The sequence below is a fragment of the Streptomyces prunicolor NBRC 13075 genome (assembly GCF_000367365.1).
Taxonomy (GTDB): domain Bacteria; phylum Actinomycetota; class Actinomycetes; order Streptomycetales; family Streptomycetaceae; genus Streptomyces; species Streptomyces prunicolor.
Window position 1 is genome coordinate 1 of sequence record NZ_BARF01000198.1, and the last position, 897, is coordinate 897.

The 897-nt window shown below is 69.3% G+C and carries 1 protein-coding gene; it reads right to left on the reverse strand.

The genetic code is table 11. The features are described from left to right. Positions 1-897, reverse strand: an 897-nt coding sequence (locus SPR02S_RS54775; protein ID WP_019065513.1) for an acyl-CoA dehydrogenase family protein, incomplete at both ends; no start/stop codon positions are given.

Genomic DNA, 897 nt, shown 5'->3' on the forward strand with positions numbered 1-897 from the left:
CCGACGCGGCCGCGGCCTGGTAGGTGAGGGCGCGGGCGGCCTCGATCTTCATGGCCATGTCGGCGAGCATGAACTGGATGCCCTGGAAGTCGGCGATCGGCTTGCCGAACTGCTTGCGCTCCTTGACGTAGCCCTTGGCGTAGTCGAGGGCGCCCTGGGCGATGCCGAGGGCCTGGGCCGCGATGGTGATGCGGGTGTGGTCCAGGGTCTTCATCGCGGTGGCGAAGCCGGTGCCCTCGGCGCCGATCATGCGGTCGGCCGGGATGCGGACGTTGTCGAGGTAGACCTCGCGGGTCGGGGAGCCCTTGATGCCGAGCTTCTTCTCCGGGGCGCCGAAGGAGACGCCCTCGTCCGACTTCTCGACCACGAAGGCGCTGATGCCCTTGCTGCGCTTCTCGGGGTCGGTCACCGCCATCACCGTGTAGTACTCGGAGACGCCCGCGTTGGTGATCCAGCGCTTCACGCCGTTGAGGACGTAGTGGTCGCCGTCGCGGACCGCCTTCGTCTTCATGCCGGCCGCGTCGGAGCCCGCGTCCGGCTCGGAGAGGGCGTACGAGAACATCGCGTCGCCCTTGGCGAGCGGGGTCATGTACCGCTTCTTCAGGTCCTCGGAGCCCGAGAGGATCACCGGGAGCGAGCCCAGCTTGTTCACCGCGGGGATGAGGGAGGAGGACGCGCACACGCGGGCCACCTCCTCGATCACGATCACCGTGGCCAGCGCGTCCGCGCCGGTGCCGCCGTACTCCTCGGGGACGTGGACGGCGTGCAGGTCGTTCGCCACCAGAGCGTCGAGGGCCTCCTGCGGGAAGCGGGACTCCTCGTCCACCGCTGCGGCGTACGGCGCGATCTTCGCCTCGGCCAGTGAGCGGATCGCGTCGCGGAGCATGTCGTGCTCCT